Annotated in this window: 21 protein-coding genes; 5 read left to right on the forward strand and 16 right to left on the reverse strand. The window is 70.3% G+C overall.

Translation table 11 applies throughout. The features are described 5' to 3' along the window. Positions 1 to 14: 14 nt before the first annotated feature. The 8 genes from OG214_RS09840 to OG214_RS09875 all read right to left on the reverse strand — a co-directional run bounded on the left by OG214_RS09840 (position 15) and on the right by OG214_RS09875 (position 9,749). Positions 15 to 2,561 carry a sensor histidine kinase KdpD gene (locus OG214_RS09840; RefSeq protein WP_363081535.1) on the reverse strand — a complete coding sequence of 849 codons (2,547 nt, stop codon included), beginning with the start codon at positions 2,559 to 2,561 and terminating at the stop codon, positions 15 to 17. 242 nt (positions 2,562 to 2,803) lie between these two features. Further along, positions 2,804 to 3,469, reverse strand: a complete 666-nt coding sequence (locus OG214_RS09845; protein ID WP_405984536.1) for a potassium-transporting ATPase subunit C — start codon at positions 3,467 to 3,469, stop codon at positions 2,804 to 2,806. A 5-nt stretch (positions 3,470 to 3,474) separates the two neighbouring features. Next, positions 3,475 to 5,586, reverse strand: a complete 2,112-nt coding sequence (gene kdpB / locus OG214_RS09850; RefSeq protein WP_405987463.1) for a potassium-transporting ATPase subunit KdpB — start codon at positions 5,584 to 5,586, stop codon at positions 3,475 to 3,477. Between the two features lie 26 nt (positions 5,587 to 5,612). Next, complete coding sequence (kdpA, locus tag OG214_RS09855; RefSeq protein ID WP_363081532.1) at positions 5,613 to 7,277, reverse strand: potassium-transporting ATPase subunit KdpA; 1,665 nt, start codon at positions 7,275 to 7,277, stop codon at positions 5,613 to 5,615. Between the two features lie 3 nt (positions 7,278 to 7,280). Continuing rightward, positions 7,281 to 7,370, reverse strand: coding sequence for a K(+)-transporting ATPase subunit F (gene kdpF / locus OG214_RS09860; protein WP_358717709.1), 90 nt, complete (start codon positions 7,368 to 7,370; stop codon positions 7,281 to 7,283). 456 nt (positions 7,371 to 7,826) lie between these two features. Next, positions 7,827 to 8,606, reverse strand: a complete 780-nt coding sequence (locus OG214_RS09865; RefSeq protein ID WP_365905391.1) for a DUF3710 domain-containing protein — start codon at positions 8,604 to 8,606, stop codon at positions 7,827 to 7,829. A 1-nt stretch (position 8,607) separates the two neighbouring features. Continuing rightward, complete coding sequence (gene dut / locus OG214_RS09870; RefSeq protein WP_363082287.1) at positions 8,608 to 9,132, reverse strand: dUTP diphosphatase; 525 nt, start codon at positions 9,130 to 9,132, stop codon at positions 8,608 to 8,610. Beyond that, entirely contained in the window at positions 9,129 to 9,749 is a 621-nt protein-coding gene (locus tag OG214_RS09875) for a PaaI family thioesterase (RefSeq protein WP_363082288.1), read from the reverse strand. The genes dut and OG214_RS09875 overlap by 4 nt, the downstream gene beginning before the upstream one ends. A 58-nt stretch (positions 9,750 to 9,807) precedes the next feature. Here OG214_RS09875 and OG214_RS09880 point away from each other — a divergent pair, with 58 nt between their 5' ends. Further along, positions 9,808 to 10,266 carry a DUF3093 domain-containing protein gene (locus tag OG214_RS09880; RefSeq protein WP_363082289.1) on the forward strand — a complete coding sequence of 153 codons (459 nt, stop codon included), beginning with the start codon at positions 9,808 to 9,810 and terminating at the stop codon, positions 10,264 to 10,266. 75 nt (positions 10,267 to 10,341) lie between these two features. On the opposite strand, the gene OG214_RS09885 is transcribed toward OG214_RS09880, so the two are convergent. The 4 genes from OG214_RS09885 to OG214_RS09900 all read right to left on the reverse strand — a co-directional run bounded on the left by OG214_RS09885 (position 10,342) and on the right by OG214_RS09900 (position 13,866). Continuing rightward, positions 10,342 to 11,259: a hypothetical protein gene (locus OG214_RS09885; RefSeq protein ID WP_363082290.1), complete on the reverse strand. Its 918-nt coding sequence runs from the start codon at positions 11,257 to 11,259 to the stop codon at positions 10,342 to 10,344. Positions 11,260 to 11,272: 13 nt separating this feature from the next. Next, positions 11,273 to 11,569 (reverse strand): DUF4193 domain-containing protein, encoded by a 297-nt coding sequence (locus OG214_RS09890; RefSeq protein ID WP_030350183.1) that lies wholly within the window; start codon positions 11,567 to 11,569, stop codon positions 11,273 to 11,275. Positions 11,570 to 11,973: 404 nt separating this feature from the next. Then, on the reverse strand, positions 11,974 to 13,206 hold the full coding sequence (locus OG214_RS09895; RefSeq protein WP_363082291.1) for a HAMP domain-containing sensor histidine kinase: 1,233 nt from the start codon (positions 13,204 to 13,206) through the stop codon (positions 11,974 to 11,976). 6 nt (positions 13,207 to 13,212) lie between these two features. Continuing rightward, positions 13,213 to 13,866: a response regulator transcription factor gene (locus OG214_RS09900; protein WP_363082292.1), complete on the reverse strand. Its 654-nt coding sequence runs from the start codon at positions 13,864 to 13,866 to the stop codon at positions 13,213 to 13,215. Positions 13,867 to 14,184: 318 nt separating this feature from the next. Between OG214_RS09900 and OG214_RS09905 the strand changes: the two genes are divergently transcribed. Further along, on the forward strand, positions 14,185 to 14,358 hold the full coding sequence (locus OG214_RS09905) for a hypothetical protein (RefSeq protein WP_169922638.1): 174 nt from the start codon (positions 14,185 to 14,187) through the stop codon (positions 14,356 to 14,358). Between the two features lie 157 nt (positions 14,359 to 14,515). Here OG214_RS09905 and OG214_RS09910 read toward each other — a convergent pair whose 3' ends face one another. Further along, positions 14,516 to 15,331, reverse strand: coding sequence for an inositol monophosphatase family protein (locus OG214_RS09910; RefSeq protein ID WP_405984537.1), 816 nt, complete (start codon positions 15,329 to 15,331; stop codon positions 14,516 to 14,518). Between the two features lie 12 nt (positions 15,332 to 15,343). Continuing rightward, positions 15,344 to 16,471 (reverse strand): ferrochelatase, encoded by a 1,128-nt coding sequence (locus tag OG214_RS09915; RefSeq protein ID WP_405984538.1) that lies wholly within the window; start codon positions 16,469 to 16,471, stop codon positions 15,344 to 15,346. A gap of 186 nt (positions 16,472 to 16,657) precedes the next feature. On the opposite strand from OG214_RS09915, the gene OG214_RS09920 reads away from it, so the two are divergent. Next, positions 16,658 to 17,983: a D-arabinono-1,4-lactone oxidase gene (locus OG214_RS09920; RefSeq protein ID WP_405984539.1), complete on the forward strand. Its 1,326-nt coding sequence runs from the start codon at positions 16,658 to 16,660 to the stop codon at positions 17,981 to 17,983. Positions 17,984 to 18,028: 45 nt separating this feature from the next. Here the strand turns inward: OG214_RS09920 and OG214_RS09925 are convergent, their stop codons facing one another. Next, entirely contained in the window at positions 18,029 to 18,910 is an 882-nt protein-coding gene (locus tag OG214_RS09925) for a hypothetical protein (RefSeq protein ID WP_405984540.1), read from the reverse strand. A gap of 435 nt (positions 18,911 to 19,345) precedes the next feature. On the opposite strand from OG214_RS09925, the gene sepH reads away from it, so the two are divergent. Then, positions 19,346 to 20,413 carry a septation protein SepH gene (gene sepH / locus OG214_RS09930; RefSeq protein WP_363082297.1) on the forward strand — a complete coding sequence of 356 codons (1,068 nt, stop codon included), beginning with the start codon at positions 19,346 to 19,348 and terminating at the stop codon, positions 20,411 to 20,413. A 160-nt stretch (positions 20,414 to 20,573) separates the two neighbouring features. Here sepH and OG214_RS09935 read toward each other — a convergent pair whose 3' ends face one another. Next, complete coding sequence (locus tag OG214_RS09935; protein ID WP_363082298.1) at positions 20,574 to 21,401, reverse strand: sulfurtransferase; 828 nt, start codon at positions 21,399 to 21,401, stop codon at positions 20,574 to 20,576. A gap of 208 nt (positions 21,402 to 21,609) precedes the next feature. Between OG214_RS09935 and OG214_RS09940 the strand changes: the two genes are divergently transcribed. Then, positions 21,610 to 22,404, forward strand: coding sequence for a VOC family protein (locus tag OG214_RS09940; RefSeq protein ID WP_363082299.1), 795 nt, complete (start codon positions 21,610 to 21,612; stop codon positions 22,402 to 22,404). Positions 22,405 to 22,455 lie beyond the last annotated feature (51 nt).

Genomic DNA, 22,455 nt, shown 5'->3' on the forward strand with positions numbered 1-22,455 from the left:
TTCTGCTGTCCCGGTCATGAGCCGATCCGGGCCGGTGGTCCGGAGCGCGCCGGCGTGAGTCCGCCGGACGCCGCCGTGAGGGTGAGAACCATGGTCAGGCCGCCACCGGGGGTGTCCTCGGCCGTGAGAGTGCCGCCCATCGCGTCGACGAAGCCGCGCGCCACCGCGAGCCCGAGACCGACCCCGGCCCCGCGCGGCGCGTCGCCATGGCGCTGGAAGGGTTCGAAGATGCGTTCCTTGGCGTCCTCGGGAACGCCGGGGCCGCGGTCCACGACCCGTACCTCCACCCGCTCCCCCAGCGCGCTGGCGGCGACGGTGACGCGCCGGCCGTCGGGGCTGTACTTGACGGCGTTCTCGACGATATTGGCCACCGAGCGCTCCAGCAGGCCCGGGTCGACGGCCACCATGGGCAGCGACTCGGGGATGTCCAGTTCCACGCTGTCCTCCGGTACGCCGCCGAGCGCCATCGGAACCACCTCATCGAGGTCGATCTCACGGATCAGCGGGGTGACGGTGCCGGTCTGGAGCCGGGACATGTCGAGGAGGTTGCCCACGAGATGGTCGAGGCGGTCGGCGCCGTGCTCGATGCCTTCGAGCAGTTCCGCCTGGTCCTCCTCGGACCATTCGACGTCGTCGGAACGGAGGGAGGAGACCGCCGCCTTGATGCCGGCCAGCGGGGTCCGCAGATCGTGGCTGACGGCCGCGAGCAGGGCCGTCCGGATCCGGTTGCCCTCGGCCAGTTCACGGGCCTGGGCGGCCTCGCCCACCAGTCGCTGCCGGTCCAGTACGACGGCGGCCTGCGCGGCGAAGGCGGCGAGCACCCGGCGGTCCTCGGCGGGCAGGACCCGCCCGGAGAGCGCCAGCGCCATATGGTCGCCGACCGGCATGTCGACATCGGCGGACTCGGGGCGGTCGACGGGCTGCGGTCCGACGCTGCCCGCGCAGGTCCAGGGGTCGACATCGCTCTCGCGTTCGAGCAGCGCCACGGACTCCATGGCGAAGGTCTCCCTGACCCGCTCCAGCAGCGCGGCCAGCGTGGTCTCGCCCCGCAGCACGCTGCCCGCGAGGAAGGAGAGGATCTCGGACTCGGCTCTGAGCCGGGCCGCCTGATGGGTACGGCGTGCCGCCAGGTCGACCACCGAGGCCACCGACACGGCGACGGCGAAGAAGATCACGATGGCGACCAGGTTCTTGGGGTCCGAGATGGTCAGGGTGTGGGTGGGCGGGGTGAAGTAGAAGTTGAGCAGCAGCGACCCGACGGCGGCGGAGGCGAGTGCCGGCCGCAGTCCGCCGAGCAGCGCGGACATCACGGTCAGGAAGAGGAAGAGCAGGACGTCGTTGGCGAGTCCCGGGGAGTTGCCGACCCTGGCCAGCAGCAGCGAGAGCAGTACGGGTGCGACGACTCCGGCCAGCCAGCCCCAGATGATCCGGGAGCGGCCGAGTCTGGCCCCGCGCGCCACCGGCAGTCCGCGGCCCTTGGCGGCCTCCTCGTGCGTGACGATGTGTACGTCCAGGTCGGGGCCGGACTCCCGGGCGACGGTGGCGCCGACGCCGGGTCCGAAGACGTACTGCCAGGTCTTGCGGCGGCTGGAGCCCAGCACGATCTGGGTCGCGTTGACCCCGCGTGCGAATTCCAGCAGCGCGGAGGGGATGTCGTCGCCGATGACATGGTGGAAGGTGCCGCCGAGATCCTCGACCAGGGTGCGCTGGACGGTCAGTTCCTTGGGCGAGGCGGCGGTGAGACCGTCACTGCGGGCTATGTAGACGGCGAGGATCTCGCTGCCCGAGCCCTTGGCGGCCATCCGGGCCGCGCGGCGGATCAGCGTACGTCCCTCGGGGCCGCCGGTGAGGCCGACGACGATCCGTTCCCGGGCCGACCAGGTGGTGCGGATGTTGTGCTCGCCGCGGTACTGCTGAAGGTATTCGTCGACCCGGTCGGCGACCCAGAGCAGGGCCAGCTCGCGCAGGGCGGTGAGGTTGCCGGGGCGGAAGTAGTGCGAGAGGGCGGCGTCGACCTTGTCGGGCTTGTAGACATTGCCGTGCGCCATACGGCGGCGCAGGGCCTGGGGCGACATGTCGACCAGCTCGATCTGGTCGGCCCGCCGGACGATCTCGTCGGGGACGGTCTCCTGCTGCCGCACACCGGTTATGGACTCGACCACGTCTCCGAGTGATTCGAGATGCTGGATATTGACGCTGGACACCACCTCGATGCCCGCCTTGAGGAGTTCCTCGACGTCCTGCCACCGCTTGACGTTGCGCGAGCCCGGCACATTGGTGTGCGCCAGCTCGTCGACGAGGGCGACGGCCGGACGGCGCTCCAGCACCGCGTCGACGTCCATCTCGGTGAAGACGGTCCCCCGGTACTCCAGCTCACGGCGCGGCACCTCTTCGAGGCCGTGCAGCATGACCTCCGTACGCGGCCGGTCGTGGTGCTCCACGAAGGCCACCACACAGTCGGTACCCCGCTCCACCCGGCGGTGTGCCTCGGAGAGCATCGCGTACGTCTTGCCGACGCCCGGTGCCGCCCCGAGGTAGATACGAAGCTTGCCGCGTCCCATGGCCCCATTGTCTTCCTGGAAGAGCCACCGCGTGCGACGCGTCGGCTGAGTCGAAACTACCCTCCGCGATCGCGGCGGACAGGGCGGCCGGTGGGCACGATCGTGGTCTTGACACGATTCTGATGCCGGTACGGACATGTCCGGCGCCGGTACGGAGTGATCCGACGCCGGTACGGAGAGGTCCGGGCCCGCCCGGCGGGGGCGGGCCCGGACGTGTGAGCGGGCGGTGCGGGCGGACCGGGTCAGCCGGCCAGCTCCCTGAGCGCCATGTTGAGCGCGAGCACATTGACCCGCGGCTCCCCCACGAAGCCGAGAACGCGCTGCTGGGTGTGGTCCTCGACCAGCTTCTCCACCCGCTCGACGGGCAGGTGGTTGCGCTCCGCCACCCGGTGTACCTGGAGCTTCGCGTACGCGGGCGAGATGTCCGGGTCCAGCCCCGAGCCCGAGGAGGTGACGGCGTCCGCCGGGACCCGGGAAGGGGTGACCCGGTAACCGGGCGTGGAGTTGTCCCTGACGACGGCGGCCTTGGCGTCCGTGACCCACTTGATCAGATCCTCGTTGTCCCCGGAACGGTTGGTGGCTCCGGAGAGGATGAGCTTGTACTGGGTGTTGACACCGTTGGTGCCGAGGCCGTTGGCCGGGCGGGGCTGGAACCACTTGAGGTCCGGCTCCGGGGTCTCCTGGCCCTCCTTGAGCGGCAGGTCGTACCGCTGTCCGATGAGTGAGGAGCCGACGACCTTGCCGCCCTGTTCGACCTCCGAGCCGTTCGCCCGGTGGGGGAAGAGGCCTTGGGCGACGCCGGTGACGGCCAGGGGGTAGAGCACGCCGCAGAGAACGGTGAGGACGAGGAGGGCGCGCAGCCCCGCCCCGAGAAGCCGTGCGGTACTGCCGATGTTCATGGAAGACATGCCGTTCACCCGATGCCGGGGATGAGGGAGATGATCAGGTCGATGATCTTGATGCCGATGAACGGGGCGATCAGCCCGCCGAGGCCGTAGATCCCCAGATTCCTGCGGAGCATCTTGTCGGCGCTCGTGGGCCGGTAGCGCACACCCTTCAGGGCGAGCGGCACCAGCGCGACGATGACGAGCGCGTTGAAGATGACGGCGGAGAGGATCGCGGACTCCGGCGAGGAGAGATCCATGATGTTGAGCTTGTCGAGGCTCGGGTACACCACGGCGAACATCGCGGGGATGATCGCGAAGTATTTCGCGACGTCATTGGCGATCGAGAAGGTGGTCAGCGCGCCCCTCGTGATGAGGAGCTGCTTGCCGATCTCCACGATCTCGATCAGTTTGGTGGGGTTGGAGTCCAGGTCCACCATGTTCCCGGCCTCCTTGGCGGCCGAGGTACCGGTGTTCATGGCCACACCCACGTCCGCCTGGGCCAGCGCGGGCGCGTCGTTGGTGCCGTCGCCCGTCATGGCGACCAGCTTGCCGCCCGCCTGCTCACGCTTGATCAGGGACATCTTGTCCTCGGGGGTGGCCTCGGCGAGGAAGTCGTCGACCCCGGCCTCCTCCGCGATCGCCTTGGCGGTCAGCGGATTGTCACCGGTGATCATGACGGTCCTGATGCCCATCCGGCGCAGTTCCTCGAACCGCTCCCGCATCCCCTCCTTGACCACGTCCTTGAGATGGATGACCCCGAGCACCCGGGCTCCGGCCGCGTCGTCCAGGGCCACCAGCAGCGGTGTGCCGCCGGCCTGGGAGATCCGGTCGGTGAGGGACTGGGCGTCCTGGGACACCTGCCCGCCGCGGCTCCTGACCCAGGCGATGACCGACCCGGCGGCTCCCTTGCGTACGGTGCGTACCGTCCCGCCCTCGGTGAGGTCGACTCCGGACATCCGGGTCTGGGCGGTGAACGTGATCCACTCGGCGCCGGTGAGCTGGCCCTGGTGGCGCTCGCGCAGCCCGTACTTCTCCTTGGCGAGCACCACGATCGAGCGGCCCTCGGGGGTCTCGTCGGCGAGCGACGAGAGCTGTGCCGCGTCGGCCAGTTCGGCCTCCGTCACGCCCCTGACCGGGACGAACTCGGCGGCCTGCCGGTTTCCCAGGGTGATCGTGCCGGTCTTGTCGAGCAGCAGCGTCGACACATCGCCCGCCGCCTCGACCGCGCGCCCCGACATCGCCAGCACATTGCGCTGCACCAGCCGGTCCATCCCCGCGATCCCGATCGCGGACAGCAGCGCTCCGATGGTCGTCGGTATCAGACAGACCAGCAGGGCGATCAGCACGATCATCGACTGCCGCTGACCCGCGTAGACCGCGAACGGCTGAAGGGTGACCACCGCGAGCAGGAAGACGATGGTCAGCGACGCGAGCAGGATGTTCAGCGCGATCTCGTTGGGCGTCTTCTGCCGCGCGGCGCCCTCGACCAGCTTGATCATCCGGTCGATGAACGTCTCACCGGGCCGGGTGGTGATCCTGATGACGATCCGGTCCGAGAGGACCTTCGTCCCCCCGGTCACGGCCGAGCGGTCACCGCCCGACTCCCGGATGACCGGCGCCGACTCACCGGTGATGGCCGACTCGTCGACGGAGGCCACGCCTTCGACCACATCGCCGTCGCCGGGAATGATGTCGCCGGTCTCGCAGACCACCAGATCACCGATCCGCAGATCGGTGCCGGGTACGCGCTCCTCGCCCCGGCCGGTGACACGCCGGGCGACGGTGTCGGTCTTGGCCTTGCGCAGGGTGTCCGCCTGCGCCTTGCCACGGCCCTCCGCCACGGCCTCCGCGAGGTTCGCGAAGACGGTGGTCAGCCACAGCCAGCCGGCGATGGCCCAGCCGAACCAGTCACCCGGGTCGAGCGCGGCGAAGACCGTGGACAGCACGGATCCGATGAGGACCACGAACATCACGGGTGACTTCACCATCACCCGGGGGTCGAGCTTGCGCAGCGCCTGCGGGAAGGAGACGAGCAACTGCCTGGGATCGAACAGGCCCCCGCCCACCCGCTCGCTCCCGGAGCTGTGACCGGGAGACACGGACGGGTGCGGCGCACGGGTCGGAGTGACTGTGGACATCGTGTCCTCTTGCTTCAGACGAGTGGTCATGACGCCAGCCCCTCGGCCAGCGGCCCCAGAGCCAGCGCCGGGAAGTAGGTCAGACCGGTGACGATCAGGATCGTGCCGACCAGCAGCCCGGTGAAGAGCGGCTTGTGGGTACGGAGCGTGCCCGCGGTTTCCGGGACAGGACGCTGCTCCGCGAGCGCGCCGGCCAGCGCCAGGACGAACACCATGGGCAGGAAACGGCCGAGCAGCATGGCCAGACCGGTGGTGGTGTTGAACCACTGGGTGTCGGCGTTGAGCCCGGCGAAGGCCGAGCCGTTGTTGTTGCCGGCCGAGGTGTACGCGTAGAGGATCTCGGAGAATCCGTGCGGCCCCGAGTTGGTCATCGAGTTGCCCGGCGTGGGCAGCGCCATGGCGACGGCGGTGAAGCCGAGCACCAGCGCCGGGGTGATCAGGATGTAGCTCGCGGCGAACTTGATCTCGCGGCTGCCGAGCTTCTTGCCCAGATACTCGGGCGTACGGCCGACCATCAGCCCGGCGATGAACACCGCGATGACCGCCATGATCAGCATGCCGTAGAGACCCGAGCCGACACCGCCGGGCGCGATCTCGCCGAGCTGCATGCCCAGCATGGTGATACCGCCGCCGAAGCCGGTGAACGAGGAATGGAAGGAGTTGACCGCACCGGTCGAGGTGAGCGTGGTGGCCACCGCGAAGATCGACGAACCGCCGACCCCGAAGCGCGTCTCCTTGCCCTCCATCGCACCGCCGGCGATATCGAACGCCGGACCGCCGTGGTGGAACTCGGTCCACATCATCAGCGCGGTGAACCCGAGCCAGATGGTCACCATCGTGGCCAGGATCGCGTAACCCTGCCGGACGCTGCCGACCATCCGGCCGAAGGTCCGGGTCAGCGCGAGCGGGATGACCAGGATCAGGAAGATCTCGAAGAGGTTCGAGATCGGGCCGGGGTTCTCGAAGGGATGGGCGGAGTTGGCGTTGAAGTAACCGCCGCCATTGGTGCCCAGCTCCTTGATGGCCTCCTGCGAGGCGACCGCGCCGCCGTTCCACTGCTGCGAGCCGCCCAGGAACTGGCCGACCTCATGGATCCCGGCGAAGTTCTGGATCGCTCCGCAGGCGACCAGCACGATCGCGCCGACCACGGAGGCGGGCAGCAGGATACGGACGGTGCCACGCACCAGGTCCGACCAGAAGTTGCCCAGCTCACCGGTGCGGGCCCGCGCGAAACCCCGTACCAGCGCCACCGCGACGGCCATACCGACCGCCGCCGAGACAAAGTTCTGGACGGCCAGACCACCGGTCTGTACGACATGGCCCATGGCCTGTTCGCCGTAGTACGACTGCCAGTTGGTGTTGGAGACGAACGACGCCGCGGTGTTGAAAGCCTGGTCCGGGTCGATCGCGGAGAAGCCGAGCGACCCCGGAAGGCCGCCCTGGACCCGTTGCAGCAGATAGAGGAAGAGGACACTCACCGCGGAGAACGCGAGGACGCCACGGAGATAGGCGGGCCAGCGCATCTCGGTGGTGGGATTGGCGCCGATGGCCTTGTAGATCCACTTCTCGGCTCTCAGATGTCCGGTCGAGCTGTAGACCCGGGCCATGTAGTCACCCAGCGGGCGGTATGCCAGACCGAGCGCGGCGATGAGCGCGAGCAACTGGAGCACACCGGCGAGGACGGGGCTCATCACTCAGAACCTCTCCGGGAAGAACAGGGCGAGGACGAGATAGCCCAGCAGGGCGACGGCCACGACCAGTCCGACGACGTTCTCGGCGGTCATAGCTTCGCCACCCCCTTGGCGATGAGGGCCACCAGCGCGAAGACCGCGATCGTGGTGACGACGAAGGCCACATCGGCCATCGTGTGCTCCTAGATGAGTACGGGAAATCTGACTCCCTGAGGAAACCCGCTGATTTCCCGGCCCCGGCTTCCGTTGACGGGTCCCATACGGCCGATGCCACCGGCTTGACGGAGTTCATATGGGCGCGGCCATGCCCTGTGATGTGCCCCATAGGAGCCATGGGAGCCATAGGGGCCATGGGAGCCACAGGACGGGGAAGGGCCGAGACCGAGACAGACCGAACGGCCGGTGGGCCGCACCCCTTGTGAGGATGCGGCCCACCGGCCGTTCGGTCTGTCTCGCGTCCCGGCCCGTCGCGTGTCCGTCCGTCTCGCCTGCGGTTCCGTCCCGAACCGCGGCGTCGACGGCGCCTCGCGCGCCGTGCCTCGTCTCGCCTCAGCGCACCTCGGTGATCTCGGGACCGCGCTGGAGCTGTCCCATGCCACCGGAGAAGCGGGAGCCTTCCTGCTCCTCCTGCTGTACGCCCTCGGCCACCATCTGCGCGTCGTCCGGCAGCTTCAGGACGATCGGGTCACGCGGGGCCATCGGCCCCTCGCCCCGTACGACCACGGTGTCCCGGAAGATCTGCTCCAGCAGCCCGGCGGCCTGGGGCTGCACCGCGCCCTGCCCGGAGATCACCCCGCGCAGGAACCAGCGCGGGCCGTCGACACCGATGAAGCGCACGAGCTGTACACCGCCGGTGCCGTCCGGGAGCTGTACGGGGACCTGGGCGCGCAGCTCCCAGCCCAGCGGGCCCTCGACCTCGTCGATGATGCCGCCCTGCTGGGTGATACCGGAGGCGATCTCCTCGCGGACCTCGCCCCAGATACCTTCCTTCTTGGGCGCCGCGAACGCCTGGAGCTGTACGGCGCTGTCGCGCACGACGACCGTGGCGGCCACGATCGCGTCACCGGCGACCTCGACACGCAGCTCCATGCCCTCGACCCCGGGAACGAAGATCCCGCCCAGGTCGACCCGGCCCTCCTCGGGCCTGGAGACCTCGGAGATGTCCCAGGGACCGTCCGGCCTCGGCGCCGGCGGAAGGTTCACCCTGCGGGACGTCGTCGCCCCGTCGGCCTTCGCGTCGGCACCGGCCTCGTCGGTGAACTGCTCGGCCTCGCCCGCTGCGTCCGCCGCGTCCGCTGCGGAACCACTCTTCTTGCGACGTCCGAACACGTCACTGTCCTTCCCGGTCGGATACGACCGAAGCGTATCGATTCCCGCCCTGTACGCCGCCCACGGCGGCATGACCGCCGGTGGACCCGAAGCCCCCGTCGCCCCGCGCGGACCCGGGAAGTTCCGCCACCTCGTGGAAGCGGACCTTCTCGACCTGCTGGACGACCAGTTGGGCAATCCGGTCGAACCGCTCGAACCGCACGCTCTCACGCGGGTCCAGATTGACCACGATCACTTTGATCTCTCCACGGTACCCGGCATCCACCGTCCCCGGGGCATTCACCATGGCGACTCCGCAGCGGGCCGCGAGCCCGGAGCGCGGGTGCACGAAGGCGGCGTACCCGTCGGGCAGCGCGATGGAGACTCCCGTGGGCAGTACGGCCCGCTCCCCCGGAGCCAGCTCGGCGGCCTCCGTGGTCACCAGATCGGCTCCGGCGTCGCCCGGATGCGCGTACGACGGAAGCGGGACCTCCGGGTCGACACGGCGGATCAGTACGTCGAGAGGGGCGGCGGGGGTACGGCTCATGGGTTCACCTCGAAGGCGCGGGCGCGCCTGATCTGGTCCGGATCGGACATCGCCGCCCGGATCTCCTCCGGGCGGCCGTTCTCGATGAAGTGGTCGACCTTGACCTCGATGAACAGCGCGTCGGCGCGGACGGCGACGGGTCCGTCGGGGCCGCCGATCCTGCCGGTGGCGGTGCAGTAGATCTTCCGCCCCTGGACGGCGGTGGTCTCGGCCTCCAGATACAGCAGCGTGCCCACCGGTACGGGCCGGACGAACTCGGTCTGGAGCCGGCCGGTCACCGCCACCACCCGCAGCAGCCAGTTCAGCGAGCCGAGCGTCTCGTCGAGCGCGGTGGCCAGGACGCCGCCGTGCGCGAGGCCGGGAGCGCCCTGGTGGCCGGGCTTGACGGTGAACTCGGCGGTGATGCTGACACCCTCGCCCGCGCGCGCCCGCAGCTGAAGGCCGTGCGGCTGTGCCTCGCCGCAGCCGAAGCAGTGCTCGTAGTGCGCCCCGAGCAGCTCACCGGGGGCGGGGGCGTCGGGATGCCGGACCGGCGGTCCGGCGTCGGCCGGAGGTGTCAGCGCCCCCGGTGCTGTCGGGGGTCCGGGCGGTGTCCCCGGGGATGGCACGTTGCTCACAGGCGCAGACCTTACCCGCGCGGCAGTCCGGGCACCGCACCGTGCCAAGCTTGCCTCCATGGAGCATTCCGCCGCACGTTACGACGAACGTCTGACCGCCCCCGGTTCCTGGTGGGCCATAGCCGCTCTCATCGCGGTGGCGGGGGGTCTGATCACCCTGCCGCTGGGACCGTTGCCACTGCTCGGCGGCGTGATCGGCGCGGGGGCGCTGGCGGCGGCCGGGGTGAGTTCCTACGGCTCCGCGCGGATCAGGGTGGTGGCGGACTCGCTGGTCGCGGGCGACGCCCGGATCCCGGTGTCGGCGCTCGGCGAGGCGCAGGTGCTCGGTCCTGAGGAGGCGCGGGACTGGCGGCTGCACAAGGCCGATCCGCGGGCCTTCATGCTGCTGCGCAGCTATGTGCCGACGGCGCTGCGCGTGGAGATCACGGATCCGGACGATCCGACTCCGTACGTCTATCTCTCCACGCGGAACCCCCGGGCACTGGCCACCGCGCTGGACGCGGTACGGACCGGCTGAGGACCCACGGCCTGCGGGAGGCACGCGAGCGGCCTGCCGGGGCACGCGAGTCCAGCGAGATCCAAACGGGAGGCCCTAGCTCCCCAGCTCCTTCGGGAGCCCGGGAGGGAGCTGTCCGGGGCTCTCCAGGGGAGGCAGCTCCGGGAGGGCGTCCCAGGGGATCTGGCGGCTGCGCAGGTCCGTACGGACGCGCTCGGCGACCTTCTTGGTGTCCCGTCGGTTCATCATCGCGCCGACGGCCGCTCCGATCATGAACGGGACCAGATTGGGCAGATTGCGGATCGTGCGCTTCATGATCTGCTGCCGCAGCTCGCGCTTCATCCGGCCGCTCAGCGCGCCGTTGATCGTCGACGGTTTGCTGATGTCGACGCCGCGCTCCTCCGTCCAGGAGGTCAGATAGGCGGCGCTGCGCTCCTTGAGCGTGCCGGGCGGGCGCAGCCCGTACACCTCGTGCAGCTCCGCGATCAGCTTCAGCTCGATCGCGGCGACGGCCGTGATCTCGGCCGCCAGCTCGGCGGGCATCGCCGGCGGTACGGGCAGCATCGCGGCGGCGCCGACACCGGCACCGACCGTGGAGCTGCTGTTCGCCGCGCCCGCGACCAGTTTGTCGGCCAGCTCCTCGGGACCGAGGCCGGGAAACTGCTTGCGCAGCGTCGCGAGGTCGCGGACCGGGACCCGGGGAGCGTTCTCGATGATCCGGTCGGCGATATGTGCCAGCGCCGCCTTGGCGCCCGCGCCTCCCTTGCGTACCCCTCGTTTGACGGTGTCCAGGCGCCGGCCCCTGCTCATGGGGCCGCCGTGGTCCTCCCGGGCCGCTTCGAGCGAGGCCGGGAGGCCTCGCTCGTCGTCGTCACCTACGTCGTGCTGGGGCAGGAGGGCGGAGTGCTCGGCAGCGGGCTGAGTGCCTTCTGCCGGGCCTGTGCCGCCCTGATACGCCTCCGGTGAACCCTTGCGGAGGAAGCGTCGTTTCCGAAACGGTGTGTCGCCTGCCACGGCCGACCTGACCTCAGTCGCAGTCGCGGCAGATGGGCTGACCGTTCTTCTCCCTGGCGAGCTGGCTCCTGTGGTGCACGAGGAAGCAGCTCATGCAGGTGAACTCGTCGGCCTGCCTCGGCAGCACCCGGACGGACAGCTCCTCGTTGGAGAGATCCGCGCCGGGCAGTTCGAGCCCTTCGGCCTGCTCGAACTCGTCGACGTCGACCGCTGAAGTCGACTTGTCGTTCCGACGGGCCTTCAGTTCCTCAAGGCTGTCCTGATCGACGTCGTCATCGGTCTTGCGTGGGGTGTCGTAATCCGTTGCCATGTCGCTCTCCCCCTCTGGGTGTCTGTGGTGTCTCCAGCGCACGTAACGCGTGAGAGGCCGGACTTGTGCCCGACCTGAGGCGGAGATTTTGCCTCACATCAAGGTCTGTTACTCAATCGACACCCAACCGGACCCCTGAGGAGTGATCGGCTTCGGGTGGCGAAGGGGACCGTACACGGTCCTCCTGGTGTGCTTCACGGGCGCCACCCCGTGTACTTCCCGTGATCCCGGCCCCCGGAAACCCGGACTTTACCGGCTTTCCGATGAAGGCCTGATCACGCAGAGTGGATAGGCGTGAATTCGACCCTGTGATCGATCACACACGGACTCGTCGGTAACTCGGACCGTAAATTCCGCGCAAAGCGAACAAAGCCATCTGCTCCCCGAATACCGCGCGCAGCATCTCAGACCGGGAGGGTGACACGCATCACCAGTCCACCGCCCTCGCGGGGTTCCGCGAAGATACGGCCGCCATGGGCGCGTGCCACGGACCGGGCGATCGAGAGGCCGAGTCCCACACCCTTGTCACTGCCCGTACGCTCCGTGCGCAACCGCCGGAACGGTTCGAAGAGATTGTCGATCTCGTACGCGGGAACGACGGGACCGGTGTTCGACACGACCAGGATCGCCTGCCCCTGCTGGACCTCGGTGGAAACCTCCACCCAGCCGCCCTCCGGGACGTTGTACCGTACGGCGTTCTGCACCAGGTTCAGGGCGATCCGCTCCAGCAGGACACCGTTTCCCTGGACGACCGCGGGCGCGCACTCCGAACGGATGTCCACCCCCTTCGCCTCCGCCTCGGTGAGGGCCTGGTCCACCGCGCGGGTGGCGACCTCGGCGAGGTCGACCGGTTTTCGCTCCACGATCTGGTTGTCGCTGCGGGCGAGCAGCAGCAGGCCCTCCACGAGCTGCTCACTGCGCTCATTGGTGGCCAGCAGCGTCCTGCCGAGCTGCTGGAGCTCCGTCGGCGCCGCCGGATCGGAGAGATGGACCTCCAGCAGGGTGCGGTTGATCGCGAGGGGGGTGCGCAGCTCGTGCGAGGCGTTGGCGACGAACCGCTGCTGCGCGCTGAAGGCACGCTCCAGCCGCTCCAGCATCTCGTCGAAGGTGTCCGCGAGCTCCTTCAGCTCGTCGTCGGGGCCGTCCAGCTCGATCCGCCGGGACAGGTCGGAGCCGACCACACGACGGGCGGTACGGGTGATCCGGCCCAGCGGCGACAGCACCCGTCCCGCCATCGCGTAACCGAAGGCGAAGGCGATGACGCTGAGGCCGACGAGGGCGAACAGGGAGCGGCTGAGCAGATCGTCGAGCGCCTGCTTGCGCTGGTGGTTGACGCAGCTGTTCATCGCCGCGTTGAACTGCTCGGGCGGCGCCTGGTCCGGGAAGTTGCAGACCTCGCTGCTCACCTTGCCGGTCACGATCTTGAAGGGCAGTTCGCTGCCCACGTGCAGGGCCTGTGCGGCCAGCAGATAGATGATCGAGAGCAGCAGGATGCCGGCGATCAGGAACATTCCGCCGTAGAGCAGCGTGAGACGTATGCGGATGGTCGGGCGGACCCAGGGGAGCGCCTGATCGGGCCTGCGCGGGTCCCAGGTGGGCTTCGGAGGTGCCGCCGGCGGCATCGGGGTGGTTGCCATGGGCAATCAGATCCGGTACCCGGAGCCGGGCACCGTGACGATCACGGGCGGCTCGCCGAGCTTGCGGCGCAGCGTCATGACCGTGACCCGTACGACATTGGTGAAAGGGTCGGTGTTCTCGTCCCAGGCCTTCTCCAGGAGCTGCTCGGCCGAGACCACCGCGCCCTCGCTGCGCATCAGCACCTCCAGCACCGCGAACTCCTTGGGCGCGAGCTGGATCTCCCGGCCGTCCCGCAGGACCTCGCGCCGGTTGGGGTCGAGCTTGATCCCGGAGCGCTCCAGGACGGGCGGCAGGGGCACGGTCGTACGCCGTCCCAGGGCGCGCACCCGGGCGATCAGCTCGCTGAACGCGAAGGGCTTGGGCAGATAGTCGTCCGCGCCCAGCTCCAGCCCCTCCACGCGGTCGCTGACATCGCCCGAGGCCGTGAGCATCAGGACCCGGGTGGGCATCCCCAGCTCGACGATCCTGCGGCAGACGTCGTCGCCGTGGACGAGGGGAAGGTCACGGTCGAGCACCACCACGTCGTAGTCGTTGACCCCGATGCGCTCCAGGGCGGCGGCGCCGTCGTACACCACGTCGACGGCCATGGCCTCCCGGCGCAGTCCGGTGGCCACCGCATCGGCGAGCAGTTGCTCGTCCTCGACGACGAGTACACGCACGTCGCTTTCCTTCCTCTGGGCCCGTCACCCGTGGTCGGGGCAGGTTGTAGCACTGGCTGTGCGGCCCCATCCTGCCCGTAGTGGCTATAAACCGGCGGTAAGACGATGCCGGGGTGACCTGGGACGCCCGGGAATGGAACGGATTGTTTGAGTCGTTGAGGTTTCTCGAAGTCGGACCCTGGGGAAGACGACTTCACACCCGAGATCACGCCCTGTTTGTGGCACGCCACACCCTTTCTGTCATCCAGAGGCAGTGGGTGCGTGATCTACCCGCCGTCGGCACACCCCCGTGCCACTGACCCACGACGAGGGGGCGCAATGGACGCGTTCACCGCCGGGCTTCTGCAGCGTATAAAGGCCACGGAAACGGATCTCAACCGAGCCCGGGAGACGGGCGACGACTTCCTTGTGGACGTCGATCAGGAGGAGCTCGAAGACCTCCGCCGGCTCGCGGCCGAACATGGCGTGGAGGTCGGCGCCGCGAGCGCCTGACCCGCACTCCCCGGCCGTACGGCCTCGCTGCCACAGATTCTTCGCGGGGCCCGAGCCGTACCTAAGTGAAAGAGCCGTAGCGACCTACAGAGAAGGGCCCCGGCGCCGAGGGGACGGCGCCGGGGCCCTTCCGTCATGTCCCCCCGGAGGCGGCGGCTCAGTCGTGCCAGGCTCCGTACTCGTCCAGCAGGGCCTGGAGGGGCTCGAAGACGCCCGGGGCGGCGGCCACCGTGAGATCGAAGCCCGGCCGGGCGCCGGGGCGGCCCCCGGTGAGCGCGCCCGCCTCACGGGCGATGAGATCGCCGGCCGCGAGGTCCCAGGGGTGCAGCCCGCGCTCGTAGTAGCCGTCCAGACGGCCCGCCGCCACATCGCAGAGATCGGTCGCGGCCGAGCCGCCGCGCCGGATGTCCCGCAGCCGCGGGATCAGCCGCTGGGCGACCTCGGCCTGATGGGCGCGGACGGTGGTGACGTAGTTGAAACCGGTCGAGACGAGGGCGCGCTCCAGCGGCGGAGCGGGGCGGCCACGGACCGGCCGGTCGTTGAGGAAGGCGCCGCCGCCGAGCACGGCGCGGAACGTCTCGCGCCGCAGCGGGATGCCGACGACGCCGACGAGCGTCTCGCCGTCGCGCTCCGCGGCGATCGAGACGGCCCAGGTGGGCAGTCCGTAGAGATAGTTGACGGTGCCGTCCAGCGGGTCGATGACCCAGCGGATCCCGCTGCTGCCCGCCGAGCTGGCGCCCTCCTCGCCGAGGAAGCCGTCGTCGGGGCGGTACTCGGCGATATGGCCGGTGATCAGCTTCTCGGCGGCGATGTCCATCTCGGTGACGACATCGATGGGGCTGGACTTGGTGGCGGCCACGGCCAGATCGTCGGGGCGGCCGTCGCGCAGCAGCTCACCGGCCCTGCGCGCCGCCTCCAGGGCGACCGTGAGCAGTTCGGCGGTGAGGGTCTCGTCGGGCGGTACGTCGGTCACGGCGTGGCTCCTTCAGGCGTACGGGCTGTCGGCGCCCGCCGCGGCGGGCCTGGGGGCACGGGCGGGGCAGCAGCCGACCGGGCAGAGGTCGTGGCTCGGGCCGAGCGCGCCCAGCGCGCACCGCTCCACCACGCTCCCCCGTTCCGTGGCGGCGCGTTCCAGCAGGAGATCGCGGACGGCGGCGGCGAACCTCGGATCGGCTCCCACCGTCGCCGAGCGGCGGACGGGCAGCCCCAGCTCGGCCGCCTTGGCGACGGCCTCCGTGTCGAGGTCGTACAGGACTTCCATATGGTCCGAGACAAAGCCGATGGGGGCCATCACGACGGCCGGGACGCCCTCGCCGTGCAGCGTCTCCAGGTGGTCGCAGATGTCGGGCTCCAGCCACGGGATGTGCGGGGCGCCGCTGCGCGACTGGTAGACGAGCCGCCACGGGTACTCGATACCGGTCTCCTCGCGCACGGCCGCCACGATCAGCCGGGCGGTGGCGAGATGCTGGGCCACATACGCGCCGCCCTCGCCGTGGTCCTCGACGGGCCCCGAGGAGTCGGCCGACGCGACCGGGATGGAGTGGGTGGTGAAGGCGAGGTGCGCGTCCGCGCGTACGGACTCCGGCAGATCGGCGAGCGAGGCGAGCACGCCCTCGACCATGGGACGCAGAAAGCCGGGGTGGTTGAAGTAGTGGCGCAGCTTGTCCACCCGGGGCGGTTCGAGCCCCTCGGCGGCGAGGGCGGCGAGCGCGTCCGCGAGGTTCTCGCGGTACTGACGGCAGCCCGAGTACGAGGCGTACGCGCTGGTCGCGAGGACGGCGATCCGGCGCCGGCCGTCCGCGGCCATCTCGCGCAGGGTGTCGGTCAGATAGGGCGCCCAGTTGCGGTTTCCCCAGTAGACGGGCAGCTCCACGCCGTGCTCGGCGAAGTCCTTGCGCAGCGCGTCCAGCAGGGCGCGGTTCTGTTCGTTGATGGGACTGACCCCGCCGAACAGGAAGTAGTGCCGTCCCACCTCCTTGAGCCGCTCCGGCGGGATACCTCGGCCCCTGGTCACGTTCTCCAGGAACGGGATCACGTCGTCGGGGCCTTCGGGGCCGCCGAAGGAGAGCAGGAGCAGAGCGTCGTAGGGGGAAGTCCCGAGCTGATCGGCCATGTTTCGATCCTGCCATCCACCCGGCCGCGCCGGACCACCACGCCCCGGTCCGCCCGGAAACCGCGGTAAGGCGGAGCCGAGCGGGTGTCCGGGTGACGGCCATGAGTATGATCCCCCTCCAACTGGGCCGGGAATACGTCCTTCTCGGCCGTGGCGCTCTACCGACGCGGGGAGGGCACGGGGCGGATGACCAGGACCCGCACAGGCGGACCGGGCATGAGCGTGTGGCGCAACTGGGCGGGAAACGTCACCGCCCGTCCGGCCCGCGAGGTCTCCCCCGCCTCCGTCGAGGAACTGACCGGGATCGTACGAAGGGCCGCCGAGGAGGGACTGAAGGTCAAGCCCGTGGGCACGGGCCACTCCTTCACCGCCACCGCCGCCACCGACGGGGTGCTCGTACGGCCCGATCTGCTCACCGGCATCAGGGACATCGACCGGGACGCGGGCACGGTGACCGTGGCGGCGGGCACCCCGCTGAAACGGCTGAACGCGGCGCTGGCGCGGGAGGGTCTGTCGCTCACCAATATGGGCGACATCATGGAGCAGACCGTCGCGGGCGCGACCTCCACCGGCACCCACGGCACCGGCCGTGACTCGGCCTCCCTGGCCGCGCAGATCCTCGCGCTGGAACTGGTCACGGCGGACGGCTCGCTGCTGCGCTGCTCCGAGCGGGAGAATCCGGAGATCTTCGCCGTCGCCCGGATCGGACTCGGCGCGCTGGGTGTGATCACGTCGGTCACCTTCGCCGTGGAGCCGCTCTTTCTGCTGACGGCCCGTGAGGAACCGATGGCCTTCGACCGGGTCACCGCCGAGTTCGATCAGCATGTGGCCGAGAACGAGCACTTCGAGTTCTACTGGTTCCCGCACACGGGCAACTGCACCACCAAGCGCAACAACCGCAGCCAGGGCCCCGCGGCACCGCCCGGCCGGGTCGGTGCCTGGATCGACGACGAGTTCCTCTCCAACGGGGTCTTCCAGGTGGCCTGTCTGCTCGGCCGGGCCGTCCCCGCGACCATCCCCGCGATCGCGCGCCTCTCCAGCCGCGCCCTCTCCGCCCGTACGTACACGGACATCCCTTACAAGGTCTTCACTTCCCCGCGCCGGGTGCGTTTCGTGGAGATGGAGTACGCGCTTCCACGTGAGGCGGTGGTCGGAGTGCTGCGCGAGGTCAAGGCGATGGTCGACCGTTCACCGCTGCGGGTGGGATTCCCGGTGGAGATACGGACGGCGCCCGCGGACGACATCGCGCTCTCGACGGCCTCGGGGCGGGAGAGCGCGTATATCGCGGTGCATCTCTTCCGGGGTACGCCGTACCGCGCGTACTTCAGCGCCGTGGAGCGGATCATGACCGCGCACGGTGGCCGGCCCCACTGGGGCAAGATCCACACCAGGGACGCGGCGTATCTCTCGGAGGCGTATCCGCGCTTCGGCGAGTTCACGGCGGTACGGGACCGGCTGGACCCGGACCGGCTGTTCGGCAACGACTATCTGCGGCGGATCCTGGGGGACTGAGGGGCGATGCCCGCCTCGCCGGTCCGCCGCCCGTCGGCGGTCCCGCTACCGGCCCGGCGTTCCGGAGTGGCTGTCCCGGCTCGACGCGCCGCCGCCGTCGGAGGGTGTCGGTGCCGGGGCCGGCGAGGACGGTCCGGAGCCGCTCCCGGAGTGCGAGGGGGCGGGGGAAGGCGGCCGCGACGGGTCGGCGGAGCCGTCCTGATCCGGGCCGGCGCCCGCTCCGCCGCCGGGCGAACCACTCGGATCCGTACCGGTACCGCCGCCCGGAGCCGGGGTGTCCGATGTCGGTCCCTGTTCCTGTTCCTGGCCGGGATCCGGGGAACCGGTGGAACCGGAGGGGGTTCCGGACGGCGTGGCGGGGGTGTCGTCACCGCCGCCACCACCGCCACCGCCCCGTACGGCGGACCCGACGGTCGTCGCCGCCCCTCCGCTCAGACCATGACCGGAGATCAGTTCGTATCCGGTGATGCCGCCCATGGTCACCACGAAGACACCGGCGGCCGCGAGGACCGGCCGCTTCCAGCCCCGTACCCGGGTGCCGTGCGTCGTGGGCGCGCCGAACTCCCCGTCCCCCAGGGGCGCTTCACCACGGGGACCGCCGGGGGAATCGCCCGGTGCGGACAGCCGCCGCCCGCCCGGCCTCCCCTGGACCGTGACCTCGCGCAGCTGCTCACCCGTACGGCGCAACATGTGCTGGAAGACCGGACCCCCGCAGGTGGCGACCACGCTGACCACGCCGGCGCCGATGATCGTGCCGTACACGCCGAGCCGGGAGGCGAGCACCGCCGCGGCGACCGCCGCGACCGCGCTGCCCGCGACCTGCGGCACGCTCAGCTCCAGCCGCGGTCCCTTCGGCGCCGCCGCGCCCTCTCCCGCTCGCGCGCCGCCACCCGGCCCCTGGTTCATCTCCGGTCCCTGCTCACCCATCCGGCCCACCTTGCACCAGAAGGGACAACTGGGCGAAACGGATCGTTCCGATTCTGTGGATTCTGTGAAGAATGACACCCGTACGGGGTCTGTCCCGAACCTCAACTCCCGGCCCCGGGGAGAACTTGGGCGGCGTGCCGGTCCACCCACATGGCCCGAATGGAGTACTGTGGCGAGCCCTGGGGCCGGACTCCCTCATGGGCGTCCGGGACCGACGGGAAGGGGGCCGAACGTGGCACTCGAACCGGCGGCGCCACGGCACCGCACGGGCGCCTGCTGCACAGAGTGACCGGGTCTGTCACTCTGCGTCGCAAAGAGGTAACCGTGCCATAACGGCGATCGAGGGCCCTTGCCCGACACGCCGGGAAGCACGGCAAGGTTGTGGCAGGCTGCACCCGGGCAGGTCACACTCGACTAGCGGAAGCAGCGACGCACGTGACGTCGGCAGGCACCACCCGGGAGGTCCCCATGCCCGAACTGCGTGTCGTGGCCGTCTCCAACGACGGCACACGACTGGTGCTCAAGGCTGCGGACAGCACGGAATACACGCTTCCGATTGATGAGCGCCTCCGCGCCGCCGTGCGCAATGACCGCGCCCGCCTCGGTCAGATCGAGATCGAGGTCGAGAGCCACCTCAGACCGCGCGACATCCAGGCACGTATAAGGGCCGGAGCCTCCGCCGAGGAAGTCGCCCAGCACGCCGGAATCCCCGTGGACCGGGTGCGCCGGTTCGAGGGACCGGTGCTGGCCGAGCGCGCCTTCATGGCCGAGCGGGCCAGGAAGACCGCCGTGCGCCGCCCCGGCGAGAACGCGGGACCCCAGCTCGGTGAGGCGGTGCAGGAGCGGCTCACGCTGCGCGGCGCCGAGAAGGACACCGTGCAGTGGGACTCCTGGCGCCGTGACGACGGCACCTGGGAGGTACTGCTCGTCTACCGCGTCGCGGGTGAACCGCACTCGGCGAGCTGGACGTACGACCCGCCCAGACGGCTCGTCCAGGCCGTGGACGACGAGGCGCGGGCGCTGATCGGCGACACGGACGACACGGTCACCACCCAGGAGCCGAGCTTTCCGTTCGTCCCGAGGATCGCGCGGCTGCCGCGTGACCGGCCGCTGGACCGTTCACTCGACCGGCAGTCGGAGCGGCCGGCGGGTCCGGAAGCGGACGAGATGAGCGAACGCGACTCCCTGACCAGCCTGCTGGAGGCGGTGCCGAGCTTCCGGGGCGACATGGTGGTGCCGGAGCGGCCCGCTCCGGACGCCCCGGTCACGGACCCCGACGAGGATCCGGACGCCGAGGAGCCGGTGGCGCCCGCCGCGTCGGCCGGTGCCGGTTCGGCGTACGCGGATGTGCTGATGCCCCGCTCGGTGACCGGTCACCGGGACCGGCTCACCGGCACGACGGACCGTCAGGCCGAGGCGGACGGGGTCCGCCCCGGCCGCAGGGCCGCCGTGCCGAGCTGGGACGAGATCGTGTTCGGTACGCGCCGCAAGAAACAGGAGTAGCCGGAACGGTCCGCCCGACGCAGACGCCGACGCAGAGCCGAGGGTGTTCGCGGAGGAAGCGGACCAGCAGGACGTTCGTGGAAGGGCCCGTACGCGGGATATGCGTACGGGCCCCTTCGTATGTATGTGCTGTTGTGTGCCCGGTCTGTGCCGTTCCGGGCTACTGGGGGTCGGGGCCCTTGGCGACCGGACGGGACTCGTCCGCGCTCCACGCGGACCAGGAGCCCGGATACAGCGCCGCCGGGATACCTGCGATCTCCAGGGCCAGCACCTCATGGGCGCCCGAGACCCCGGATCCGCAGTAGACACCGACCGTGGTTCCGGAGGTGGCACCCAGTGCCTGAAAGCGCGCCGCGAGGGCCGGGGCCGGCAGGAAGGTGCCATTTTCAGCCACATTCCCCGTTGTCGGCGCGGAGAGCGCGCCCGGAATGTGACCACCGACGCGGTCGATCGGCTCGACGTCCCCGCGGTACCGCTCGGACGCCCGCGCGTCCAGCAGCAGACCGCTCCGGGCGAGGGCCGCGGCGCCGTCCGCGTCCAGCACGGGCAGCGAACCGGGGACAGGGGTGAAGTCGCCCTCGGCGGGGAGCGGGATCTCGGTGGTGAGCGGGCCGGTCCATTCGGCGACCCCGCCGTCGAGCACCCGGACGTCCGAGTGGCCCGTCCAGCGCAGCAGCCACCAGGCACGGGCGGCCGCCCAGCACTGTCCGCCGTCGTACACCACCACCGGCGTGTCCTGCGAGATTCCGGCGCGGCGCATCACCGCGCCGAAGGCCGCCACGTCCGGCAGCGGGTGCCGGCCCTCGGGGCCGGGCGGACCCGCCAGTTCCCTGTCGAGGTCGACATAGACGGCGCCGGGCAGATGACCTGCCTCGTAGGCGGGCCGGCCGGAGGGTCCGCCGAGCTGCCAGCGGATGTCGAGCAGCACGGGCGGACGCGGTCCGGCCGACTCGCCCGCGAGTTCTGCTGCGGTGATGATGGCTGTCATGAAGGCCATCCTCGCGCACGGCCGCCCCGGCCCAAAACGGTGGAGAAACGGCCGGTAAACACCCGATCGAGATCCCGCCAAGGACGGCGCGGCCGGGGAGCGGCACGTGGTGCCGGGTGCAAGCATCTGCTCGGGCGTACGGCTGTTCCCATCCGGCGGCCCGCGACCGGCACCCGTACGGCCACGACGGTCCGAGGAGAGAGTGACGATGACCGAGGCAGCGATCCGGCGCACACCCGGCACGCCCTGCTGGGTGAGTCTGATGGTGCACGGCCTTGCCACGACGGAGGAGTTCTACCGGTCGCTGTTCGGCTGGGAGTTCCAGCCGGGACCCCAGCAGCTCGGGCCGTATGTGCGGGGAATGCTGAACGGCAAGGCGATCGCGGGCATCGGCCAGATTCCGCGCGACCGCCAGTTGCCCATCGCGTGGATGACATATCTGGCGACGGATGACGCGGACCGGACGGCCGACATGATCAGAAGTTGCGGTGGCACGGTCGGAGTCGGACCGCTGGACGCGGCGGAGGCGGGACGGATGGCCATCGCCGCGGACCCGGCGGGCTCGGTCTTCGGGATCTGGCAGGCGGCGGCGCACATCGGGACGGCGGTGGCGGGGCCGCACGGCACGCCCGTCTGGAACGAACTGATCACACGCGAGACATCGGCGGTCGGCAAGTTCTACGAGGCGGTCTTCGGCTATGACGCGGAGTCGGTCGTCTCCGCCGACTTCGACTTTCTGACGCTGCGTCTGGAGGGCCTGCCCGTCGCCTCACTGCACGGGGTGGGCCGCGCGCTCCCCCGCGATCTGGGCTCGCACTGGATGACGTACTTCGAGGCGGACGACACCGACGCGGCCGTACGGCTGGTGACGGAGCTGGGCGGCCGGGTGGTCAAGCCGCCGCACGAGGGCACGCACGGCCGGCTCGCGACGGTGGCGGATCCGGAGGGCGCGATCTTCACTCTCGTCCAGTCGGCGGGGCACGGGGCACCGGTGGCTCACTGAGCTCTGCGGCGGCAATCGGGGCGCGGGGGCACGGGCGCGGGGCCCGGGGTG

It is taken from the genome of Streptomyces sp. NBC_00872, assembly GCF_045161915.1.
Taxonomy (GTDB): Bacteria; Actinomycetota; Actinomycetes; order Streptomycetales; family Streptomycetaceae; genus Streptomyces.